Below are 10,792 nucleotides of genomic sequence, written 5' to 3'. Positions count from 1 at the left end.
ATGTGATGTTACCTTCTTTCATAAGTTTCAGTGTACCAAATTGGGACATTTTCTCAAGTGAATCCTATAGTGACATTATCACAAGTTAACAACACCACTGTCCCTATGGTTTGCAAATTCCTCCCATTTGTGATATCATCTAATCTGTATCTTTATGTTCTGATAGATTTTGACGTTAAAATACAAAGGTATGAACGAAATGGTTGATTGGAGGAACGCAAGTGAAAGTAATTCTTGATGGTATGGGCGGGGATAACGCACCCTTTGAAACCGTAAAAGGAGCAGTAGAGGCTTCCAAGGAGACACAGCACCAGATCTGCATTGTGGGAAAAGAGGACCAGATCAAAGCGGAACTGGAAAAATATAAATACGATCCGCAGAAGATCGAAGTTGTGCACGCAGAAGAAGTAATCACCAACGAAGACAGCCCGGTAAAGGCCATTAAACGAAAAAAAGATTCGTCAATGGTCAAAGGACTGACACTGGTCAAAGAAGGCAAAGGCGACCTGTTTGTTTCTGCCGGAAATACAGGCGCGCTGGTGGTGGGCAGCAGAATGATACTGGGCAGAATCAACGGTATAGACCGTCCGGCCCTTGCCAGTATTTACCCGGTGCTGGGAGAAAAAGCCTGCCTTTTGGTGGATGCGGGAGCAAGTTCAGAATCCAAGCCGCATAATTTACTAGAATACGGAACAATGGGCAGTATATATGTAGAGAAGGTACTCGGCCGCCCGGATCCAAAGGTTGGACTTGTCAATCTGGGAGTCGAAGAAGGCAAGGGAACTACGGTCACAAAGGCCGCCTTCAAACAGCTGTCCCAGGCGCCGATCAATTTTGTCGGAAATGTGGAGGCCAGGGAAGTGCCGGCCGGAGCCTGCGATGTCATCGTTTGCGACGGATTTGTGGGAAACGTCATCCTGAAATTGACAGAAGGGCTGGCCTGGAACATACTCAAGCTGCTGAAGAAAAAATTCCTCGACGGATTCAAGGCTAAAATTGGAGCCATATTCCTCAAGGATAAGCTGGGCGAGCTGAAAAACGAATTCGACTATTCCGAATACGGCGGTGCTCCGATTCTGGGAGTAGAGGGGCCGGTAGTAAAGATGCACGGATCCTCCAATGCCAAAGCAGTGAAAAATACCATTCTCAAAGGCATCCCTTATGCCCAGGAAGGTGTCGTGGAGATCATAAAGGATGCAATAACAGACTTAGAGGAGATTATTGCCAGTGAACAATAGTACGCAGTTTCAGCATATTATCGGATATACATTTAAAGATATGCAGCTTCTTGACAAAGCGCTGACCCATAGCTCTTATGTCAAGGAAACCGGACAGAGCCGCCTTTGCGACAACGAACGTCTGGAATTTCTTGGCGACGCGTTTTTAGACGCCATCATCGGGGAAGAGCTGTATCGAAGGCTGCCCAAAGCAGAGGAAGGAATCCTGACAAAAGCCAGGGCTTCCATTGTCTGCGAAAAATCTCTGGCTGCCGCGGGAAGAAAGCTTTCCATCGGGGAGCATATGCTTTTCAGCAGGGGCGAAGAGAAAAGCGGCGGGCGCGACAGGGACTCGATTCTGGCCGACGGCATGGAAGCGGTTATCGGAGCGATCTACCTGGACGGAGGCTATGAAGAGGTTCGTCGTTTTGTAGTGGAAATCTTCCAGGAAGACCTGCAGGCCGCGGGAAAGGGCAAGCTGAACATCCAGGATTACAAATCGGAGGTTCAGGAGCAGCTTCAGGGACATGGAATTTTAGACATGCACTATGTCCTCGAGAAGGAAGAAGGCCCGGATCATAACAAAGTCTTTTCCGTGAGACTGGAGGTTTTGGGGAAACCGGTAGGCTACGGTAAGGGAAAGAGCAAGAAACTGGCAGAACAAAACGCGGCAAAGGATGCGATGGAAAGGGGTATCGATGTACTTTAAGCGAATTGAAATGCACGGGTTCAAGTCCTTTGCGGAGCCCGTGACAATTGAATTCCACAGAGGGATCACCTGCGTGGTGGGTCCCAACGGCAGCGGAAAGAGCAACATCAGTGACGCTATCCGCTGGGTACTGGGGGAACAGAGTCCAAAGATGCTGCGTGGCGGCAAGATGGAGGAAGTGATTTTTTCCGGAACAGCCAACCGGAAATCAAGGGGGATGGCAGAGGTGACGCTGGTCATCGACAATGAAGAAGGAATCCTTCCCATCGACTACAATGAGGTGGCGATCACAAGACGGATGTTTCGATCCGGGGAAAGTGAGTATTCCATCAATAACAACCAGTGCAGGCTTCGCGACATCCGGGAGCTGATCATGGATACGGGGATCGGCGTCGATGGATATTCGCTCATCGGGCAGGGGAAAATTTCCGACATTGTCAGCAACAAGACGGAAAGCAGGAGAGAGATCTTTGAGGAAGCGGCGGGGATCGTTATGTACCGGACTAAGAAGGCGGAGTCCGAGCGGAAGCTCAGTTCAACCAGCGCCAATCTGGAACGGGTCAACGACATCATCGGCGAGATCGAAGGAAGAATCGACCGCCTGCGGGAAGACAGCATTAAAGCAAAGGAATTTATTGGGCTGAGAGATCAGAACAAGGAACTGGAAATCAACATTACTCTGAAAAATATCGAGAGTCTGGAGCTGAAAAACGAATACATAAAAGACGATATCTCAGAGCTGAAAAATAAATTGGATGAAATTCGGGACAGCAGACAAGCCATGGACCGGCAGCTTACGGAGAGCAGGCAGAAGAGCGAACAGCTGGAACAGCTGATTACGGAAGGCCGGGAAAAGCTGGTGCAAAGCATCGAGGAGATCAATGGACTGGTCAGCCAGGGACAGCTGGCCGGTGAGCGGCTGAGTACAATCGAGACCAATACTGCCAGACTGAATGACGAAATCCGAATACTGGAAGACAAACTGAAAAAAGAAACGGCCAATGCCAGGGAGCTTTACCAGACAAAAGAGCAGGCTGACCGGGAGATGGAACAGGTAAACCGGGCTTTGCAGGAGAAAATCCGCCTGCACGGGGCGCTCAGTGATGAGCTTTCACAGGCAGCGGCGCAGGCCGATGAATATAAGGACGAGATATTCCGCACCCACAGCGCTGTCAGCTCACAGAGGGCGGAGATCAGCAGCTTGGAAAATCTCAGAGAAACGCTGGAGAGGCGGAAAACGCAGATTCAGGCGGAGAAGAGCAGCGGAGAAGACAGCAACCGGGATACCCTGGATGCGCTCAACAAACTCCGTGCGGATAAAAGCCAGCTGGAAGAAGAACTGGGCCAGCTGGAAAATGAGCTGTCTCAGAACAGAGCACAATATGACAGCAGCGTTTCAAAAGAGAGGAAGCTGGCAGGTCAGCTGGAAGATCTGCGCATATCCATCGGGCAGCTGTCGTCCAGAAAAAAGACCATCGAAGAGATGGAGAGCAATTATGAAGGCTATAATTACGCCGTAAAATATATCATGAGGTCCGGACTGCCCGGTATCCATGGGACCGTGGCCGAATTGATTTCCGTGCCCCAGGGTCTGGAAGTGGCCATTGAAACAGCGCTGGGCGCGGCTATGCAGAATATCGTCTGTGAGGATGACCGGAGCGCTCAGGGCGCCATCGCCAGGCTGAAAGAAAGCCGGGCCGGAAGATTGACGTTCCTTCCCATCTCATCCATCCGCGGAGGCCGCGGTCATTATGAAACGAGGCTGGAACAGGAGACGGGATTTCAGGGCTTTGGAACGGACTGCATCCGTTTTGAAGATCAGTACCGCCCTGTCATGGAATATCTGCTGGGCCGGGTGGTAATCGTAGATACTATGGAGCATGCGGTGAAGCTCTCCAAAAAAGCGGCAGGACTTCGTTTTGTGACGCTGGAAGGGGAGATCATCAATGCCGGCGGAGCCATTACCGGCGGAAGATACAAGAATAAGACCGCCAACCTTCTGGAAAGAAAAGCCGAAGTTACCCGTCTGGCAGAACAACTGAAGGCCGCCCGGGAAGAAAAATCCCAGGGCACAGAGCAGCTGGCGGATCTGAGACAGGAGATTGAGCGCCTGCGGGGACAAATCGCAGGAAAAGAACAAACGGCCAGAAAACTGGAAATGGATATTTTTAGCAGGGAAAACGAACTGACCGTTACGGAAAGCGCGCTCAATGACTTTAAGACCAACAGCGGCAAATGGGAAAAGGAGCTGGAAAATATCCGGGATGAACAGGAATCGTCCCAAAGGATGATCCGGCAGCTGGAAGACAAGATCCGGCAGGAAGAAAAGACCATTTCAGAGAAGGAAACGCAGGCCGGAGAGCTGCTGGATCTCTGCGATGGAAAAAAGGCGCGGCTGGAAAGCGTCAGCGAAGAGATCACCGCAGCCAGAATCGAGGCCGGGGCCTGCGAGAGCAGAAAGAACGGCGCCGATGAAATGGCGGAAAGAGTAAAAGCTTCCATTGAGGAGCTGGAACAGGAAAAGCGGCACAAGCAGCAGCAGATCGCGGACCTGGCGGCAGAAAAGGACAGCCTTCGCTGCGGACACATTGATATTGAGTCCGTGGTAAAGGAAAAGGAAGAGGCTAAAGAAAATCTGGAACAGTATCTGGCGGACTTATCCTCCGAGCGGACATCGGCCTCCTCCGAGGCTGACCGGCTGACCCGGGAAAAAGAGGAAGCGGACCGTCAGGTCAATGCCCTTCAGGATCAGAAATACGAGCTGGAAATCAAGGAAGCCAAAAACGAGACCCAGCTGGATTCATATAAGGAAAAGCTCTGGGAGGACTTTGAAGTGTCCTATATCCAGGCGATGGAGTTCAAAAAGCAGGACTTTGTCATGTCGTCCGCGGTAAAGGAAAACCGCCGGATTAAAAACAGAATGAAAGAGCTGGGCGAGGTGAATATCGGAGCCATTGAAGAATACGAGACTGTCAGTGAGAGGTATGAATTTCTCACTGCTCAGCGGTCCGATATTCTGGAAGCCATGGACAGCCTCAATGCGATCATTTCCGATATGGACCGGACGATCAAAGCGAGATTCAAGGAAAGCTTCGATCAGGTGGTCGTCAATTTCGAACAGGTCTTTTCCGATCTCTTCGGCGGCGGACACGCGGAGCTGAGGCTGGATGACGAGAACAATCCTCTGGAATCGGGTATTGATATTATCGCACAGCCACCGGGCAAAAAACTGCAGAATATCAACCTGCTTTCCGGAGGCGAAAAGACTATGACCGCCATTGCCCTCATGTTCGCGGTGCTGAAGACAAAGCCGACGCCCTTCTGTATTCTGGACGAGGTGGAGGCTGCTTTGGACGATGCCAACATCGAGCGGTTCGCCAAGTATTTAAAGACGTTTGAAGACATACAGTTCACCCTAGTTACACATCAGAAGGCCACCATGGAACACGCGGACGTCCTCTACGGCGTAACCATGCCGGAGCAGGGAATATCCAAAGTGCTCTCCCTCAATATGGGTGATGACTTCCAACTGTAAAGCACCGATTTCACGATGAAAAACAACGGGTGCAGCGCATAATATACAGATAAGGAGATAGAAGCTATGGCTTTTGAAAAAAAGAAAAAAGGATTTTTTGGCCGTTTGTCCGAACGGATCGGAGACGTGATTCTGGCAAGACCTACGATTGACGAGGACTTTCTGGATGAACTGGAGGAAATACTCATTACTTCCGATATCGGCATGGAAACGACGATGAACATTATCGAACGCCTGAGAAGCGATATAAAGCATGAATACCTGAGAGAACCGGAGCAGGTGAAGGATCAGCTGAAAAAAATCATTGCTGAGCTGATCGATAAAGGGGAGCGCCATCAGCTCTGCCAGGAATCCCCTCTGATTATCCTCATGATCGGTATCAACGGAGGCGGCAAGACGACTTCCATCGGCAAGATCGCTCATAAATGCAGGCAGCAGGGAAGATCCGTCATGCTGGCAGCGGCAGATACCTTCCGGGCGGCAGCCAGCGAACAGCTGGAGATATGGGGAGACCGGGTAGGAGTCAACGTAATCCGCCACCAGGAAGGAGCGGACCCTTCCGCAGTGATCTTCGACGCCATCCAGTCGGCAAAGGCAAAGAATATCGATGTCCTCATCTGCGATACCGCGGGCCGGCTGCAGAACAAGAAGAACCTCATGGACGAGCTGACTAAGATGAATAAAGTAATTGACCGGGAATTCCCGGAAGCTGCCAGAGAGAACCTGCTGGTCCTGGACGCGACCACCGGAAAGAACGCGGTTTCCCAGGCCAAAGAATTCAATGAGAGCGCGGATATTTCGGGAATCGTGCTGACCAAGCTGGACGGTACGGCCAAGGGCGGCATCGTTATCACCATTGCCGATGAGTTTGACATGGCGGTCAAATATATCGGCGTAGGCGAAGGGATTGAAGACTTGAAAGAATTCGATCCGGCTGAATTTGCAGGAGGAATCTTCGATGAGTAAACCGATCGTTGCCGTAGTGGGCAGGCCCAATGTGGGCAAATCCACATTTTTTAATAAAGTAGTGGGCAGACGGGTGGCCATTGTGGAGGATACTCCCGGTGTGACCCGGGACCGGATCTATGCGGAAGCAGAGTGGAGCGGCGTTCATTTTGCCCTCATCGACACGGGCGGCATTGAGCCGGACAGCAAGGACATTATCCTCTCGCAGATGCGCGAACAGGCGGAAGTGGCAATCGCCACCGCTGACGTGATCCTGTTTATGGTGGATGGAAGAGAAGGGCTGACCGCAGCTGACCGGGAAGTGGGCATGATGCTGATGCGTACCGGAAAGAGAGTCATTCTGGTTGTGAACAAGGTCGACCGGCCAAAGCTTCCCGATGATTTTTATGATTTTTACGAGCTGGGGCTGGGTGAGCCCATTGCCATATCCGCGGCCAACATGCTCAATCTGGGCGACCTTCTGGATGAGATCGTCTCCAGCTTTCCCGAAGGCGCGGGAACCGAAGAGGAAGACCAGATCCGGATCGCGGTCATCGGCAAGCCCAATGTGGGCAAATCATCCCTGATCAATGAGATTCTGGGGGAAAACCGGGTCATCGTATCGCCGATCGCAGGAACCACCAGAGATTCCATTGATACGCCCTTTGAAAAGGATGGGGAGAAGTATCTGCTAATCGATACCGCGGGAATCCGCAGGAAAAGCAAGGTTAACGAAGATATCGAACGCTACAGCGTAATCCGGGCCGTTGCGGCCATTGAACGCTGCGACGTCTGTCTTTTGATGATCGACGCTACGGAAGGGATCACTGAACAGGATAAGAAAATAGCAGGCGTGGCCCACGAAGCGGGCAAGGGAATCGTAATCGTGGTGAACAAGTGGGATCTGGTGGAAAAGGAATCCAATACCATGAATCAGTTCCGAAAGGAAATCGCAAAAGAACTGACCTTCATGTCCTACGCGCCCTCCGTCTTTATTTCCGTTCTAGAGAAACAGAGGATTCAGAACGTCCTCTCTACTGCTAAGGCCGTAGCGGAAAACCGGGCGATGCGCATTTCCACGGGCCAGCTGAACAGCCTGATTACCGATGCCACGATGATGAAGCAGCCTCCGTCGGACAAGGGAAAAAGATTAAGAATTTATTACGTTACGCAGGTTGGGGTGAAACCTCCGCTGTTTTCGTTTAAAATAAACTCCAGAGAGCTGATGCACTTTTCCTATGCCAGGTATCTGGAGAACAAAATACGGGAAGGTTTCGGATTTGAAGGAACTTCTATAAAATTTGTATTCAGAGAAAAGGGTGAAAAGGAAGATGTTTGATGCTAGTATAGGAGTCATTGGCGGAGCCGATGGGCCGACACAAGTATATGCGACCGGAGATATGGGCCTGGTGGGACAATTTTTTAACAGCGGCGGACTTGCCGTGGATTCTGTCAATACACTGCTGATAATCTACTATATTATTTTTGCTTTCGTCGTTTTACTGGCCTATTTTATAGGGAACATTTCCCCGTCGATCATGCTGGCAAAGCGGCACGGCATTGATATTAAGAAAGCGGGAAGCGGCAATGCGGGAACTACCAATGCGCTGCGGGTCCTGGGCAAAAAGGCGGGAGTCCTTACGCTGGTTGTGGATATACTGAAGGGCGTTGTTTCCGTACTTTTGGGAGGGCTGATCTGCGGCCACGGCTGTGCGATGCTCTGCGTTATGGCAGTGATGTTCGGCCACATCTGGCCCATCGTATATCGTTTTAAAGGTGGAAAAGGCGTGGCGACTGCCTTCGGGGCGCTGCTGGGCCTCAACCCTCTTTTGGGACTTTCGGCGCTGGGCGTTGTAATCGTCGGGGTGCTGGTTTCACAGAGGATGTCCGTGGGCTCCATGCTGGGAGCGCTGTCTTTTCCGGTGCTCTGCATATTTTTAGAAAAAGATTTTATATATCTGGGAATCGTTTTGGCGCTGATTATTTTGATCAAACACAGGGCAAATATCAAGCGGCTATTCAAAGGAGAAGAGCCAAAGCTGAGTATTTTTGATAAGGAGAAAAAAAGATGAAAAAGGTAGGCGTAATTGGAGCGGGCAGCTGGGGAACGGCCCTGGCGCTGACTCTCAGCGGCAAAGGACATCAGGTAACGATATGGGACGTAAATCCGCAGCACCTGGAAGAACTGCAGGCAAAGCGTGAAAACGTCAGATACCTGCCGGATATCAAATTCAATGATAATATGAAGATCGGAAAGACCGTGGAAGAAACTATAAAGGATGCGGATATGGTGCTGTTTTCGGCTCCGGCGCAGCATTTCCGCAGCGCACTGGAAAACGCTCTGCCGTATCTAAAGCCGGAGATGATTCTGGTCAACGTGGCCAAGGGAATCGAACAGAAAACGCTGCTCCGCATGTCCAAAATTGCTTTTGAAATTCTGCCTGAGGCCAGGTACGTGGTCCTTTCAGGCCCTTCCCACGCGGAAGAAGTAGGCCTGAGGCTGCCCACCACCGTAGCAGTGGCCTCCAACGATTTGAAGCTGGCGGAGGAGGTTCAGGAAATCTTCATGACGGATCGTTTCCGTGTCTATACGACGGAAGATGTGGTCGGTGTTGAGCTGGGAGGCTCACTGAAAAACATTATCGCGTTATGCGCCGGTATTTCCGATGGCATGGGATTCGGCGACAATGCCAAGGCTGCGCTGATGACCAGGGGTCTGGCCGAGATCAAGCGTCTGGGTATAAAGCTGGGCGCGGACCCGGCGACCTTTGCCGGGCTGACCGGAGTGGGCGATCTGATCGTTACCTGCACCAGTATGCATTCCAGAAACAGACGCTGCGGTATCATGATCGGCGAGGGAATGGCGCCGGAAGAGGCTACGGAAAAAGTCGGCATGGTCGTGGAAGGCATGTTTACTACGGAGGCCGCCTACGAGTTGGCCCAGCGGGAGCAGGTGGAAATGCCCATCACCCAGCAGCTCTATGAAGTAATCAATGGCAGGGCCGATGCCAGAGACGCAGTGGAAATCCTCATGGGGAGAGACAAAAAACATGAACAGGCCTAAGACTTATCATATTACGACCTTTGGCTGCCAGATGAACGAGCACGATTCGGAAACTATCGCCGGAATGCTTTCCCAGATGGGATTTTCAGAAAGCCCAGGGCGGGACGAAGCGGATGTGGCCATTATCAATACCTGCAGCGTGCGGGAGAATGCCGACAAACGGTTTTTCGGAACCCTGGGCCAGCTGAAGAAAAAGAAGCTGGCGGACCCGGAGTTTACCGTCTGCGTCTGCGGCTGCATGATGCAGCAGCAGCATGTCATCGACAGCATAAAGAGCAAGTACCCCTGGGTGGATATCATTTTCGGCACCCACAATATTCATCAGTTCCCCCAGCTTTTAGAAAGCGTTCTCCGTGAAAAGGAGAAGGTTGTCAACGTCTGGGAGGACGGGGGAGACATCGTAGAAGGGCTGCCGGCAAAGAGGCTCTATAAACATAAAGCCTTTGTCAATATTATGTACGGATGCAACAATTTCTGTACCTATTGTATTGTGCCCTACACCAGAGGCAGGGAGAGAAGCCGCCGTCCACAGGATATCCTCGATGAGGTAAAACGCCTTGTATCCGACGGTGTGCGAGAGGTTACCCTGCTGGGGCAGAATGTTAATTCCTACAAGGGAGATGAGCATACGGATTTTGCCGATTTGATCTACCGGCTCAACGAGGTCAGCGGACTCGAACGGATACGATTTATGACATCCCACCCGAAGGACCTGTCGGACAAGCTGATTCAGGCTTATGGGGACTGTGACAAACTCTGCAATTACATCCATCTGCCGGTACAATCCGGCAGCAGCAGAGTCCTGGCGCGGATGAACCGCAAGTATACCAGGGAAGACTATCTGAATCTGATCGCCAAGCTGAAAAAGACCGTTCCCCAGATCACCATCAGCACCGATATCATTGTCGGTTTCCCCGGTGAGACTGAGGAGGATTTTGAGGAGACCCTGGATCTGGTGCGGAAAGTCGAGTACGATTCCGCGTTTACCTTTCTCTATTCGATTCGCAGGGGAACTCCTGCGGAGAAATACGAGGACCAGATTCCGGAGGACGTGAAGCACCAACGGTTTAACCGTTTGGTGGAGACGGTCAATTCCATATCCGCGGAGAAGAACGCCGGATATGTGGGAAGGGTTGAGAAGGTTCTGGTGGAAGGACTCAGCAAAACCAGCGACCGGACTTATACAGGAAGAACAGAGGAATTCAAACTGATTAACTTTGCCGGGACGCCGGACATGGTGGGGAAAATTATCGACGTAAAAGTTACGGAAGGCAAGACTTTCAGCCTGGAAGGGGAAGTCATATAAACAATAAAAGGTGTGT

Annotated in this window: 8 protein-coding genes; all 8 read left to right on the top strand. The window is 51.3% G+C overall.

The features are described 5' to 3' along the window. Window positions 1-221: 221 nt before the first annotated feature. The 8 genes from plsX to miaB all read left to right on the top strand — a co-directional run bounded on the left by plsX (window position 222) and on the right by miaB (window position 10,776). Window positions 222-1,238 (top strand): phosphate acyltransferase PlsX, encoded by a 1,017-nt coding sequence (gene plsX / locus NE619_RS02250; protein WP_256130725.1) that lies wholly within the window; start codon window positions 222-224, stop codon window positions 1,236-1,238. After that, a complete protein-coding gene (gene rnc / locus NE619_RS02245) occupies window positions 1,228-1,926 on the top strand; it encodes a ribonuclease III (RefSeq protein ID WP_256130724.1) in 699 nt (232 codons plus the stop codon). The genes plsX and rnc overlap by 11 nt, the downstream gene beginning before the upstream one ends. After that, window positions 1,916-5,461 carry a chromosome segregation protein SMC gene (gene smc, locus NE619_RS02240; protein ID WP_256130723.1) on the top strand — a complete coding sequence of 1,182 codons (3,546 nt, stop codon included), beginning with the start codon at window positions 1,916-1,918 and terminating at the stop codon, window positions 5,459-5,461. Before rnc ends, smc begins: the two co-directional genes overlap by 11 nt. 66 nt (window positions 5,462-5,527) lie before the next feature. Beyond that, complete coding sequence (ftsY, locus tag NE619_RS02235; RefSeq protein ID WP_256130722.1) at window positions 5,528-6,427, top strand: signal recognition particle-docking protein FtsY; 900 nt, start codon at window positions 5,528-5,530, stop codon at window positions 6,425-6,427. Further along, window positions 6,420-7,745, top strand: coding sequence for a ribosome biogenesis GTPase Der (gene der / locus NE619_RS02230; RefSeq protein ID WP_256130721.1), 1,326 nt, complete (start codon window positions 6,420-6,422; stop codon window positions 7,743-7,745). The genes ftsY and der overlap by 8 nt, the downstream gene beginning before the upstream one ends. Beyond that, window positions 7,738-8,478, top strand: coding sequence for a glycerol-3-phosphate 1-O-acyltransferase PlsY (gene plsY / locus NE619_RS02225; RefSeq protein WP_256130720.1), 741 nt, complete (start codon window positions 7,738-7,740; stop codon window positions 8,476-8,478). Before der ends, plsY begins: the two co-directional genes overlap by 8 nt. Then, a complete protein-coding gene (locus NE619_RS02220; protein WP_256130719.1) occupies window positions 8,475-9,470 on the top strand; it encodes an NAD(P)H-dependent glycerol-3-phosphate dehydrogenase in 996 nt (331 codons plus the stop codon). Before plsY ends, NE619_RS02220 begins: the two co-directional genes overlap by 4 nt. Then, entirely contained in the window at window positions 9,457-10,776 is a 1,320-nt protein-coding gene (gene miaB, locus NE619_RS02215) for a tRNA (N6-isopentenyl adenosine(37)-C2)-methylthiotransferase MiaB (protein ID WP_256130718.1), read from the top strand. The genes NE619_RS02220 and miaB overlap by 14 nt, the downstream gene beginning before the upstream one ends. The last annotated feature ends 16 nt before the right edge of the window (window positions 10,777-10,792 follow it).

It is taken from the genome of Anaerovorax odorimutans (assembly GCF_024459955.1).
Lineage (GTDB): Bacteria > Bacillota > Clostridia > Peptostreptococcales > Anaerovoracaceae > Hominibacterium > Hominibacterium odorimutans_A.
Note: the sequence above shows the minus strand (reverse complement) of the source record. Positions and strands in the feature narration are given on the sequence as shown.

Coding starts and splice junctions, on each gene's coding strand:
- NE619_RS02220 (WP_256130719.1), top strand. CDS start 8,475: ATGAAAAAGGTAGGCGTAATTGGAGCGGGCAGCTGGGGAACGGCCCTG.
- plsY (WP_256130720.1), top strand. CDS start 7,738: ATGTTTGATGCTAGTATAGGAGTCATTGGCGGAGCCGATGGGCCGACA.
- miaB (WP_256130718.1), top strand. CDS start 9,457: ATGAACAGGCCTAAGACTTATCATATTACGACCTTTGGCTGCCAGATG.
- smc (WP_256130723.1), top strand. CDS start 1,916: ATGTACTTTAAGCGAATTGAAATGCACGGGTTCAAGTCCTTTGCGGAG.
- der (WP_256130721.1), top strand. CDS start 6,420: ATGAGTAAACCGATCGTTGCCGTAGTGGGCAGGCCCAATGTGGGCAAA.
- ftsY (WP_256130722.1), top strand. CDS start 5,528: ATGGCTTTTGAAAAAAAGAAAAAAGGATTTTTTGGCCGTTTGTCCGAA.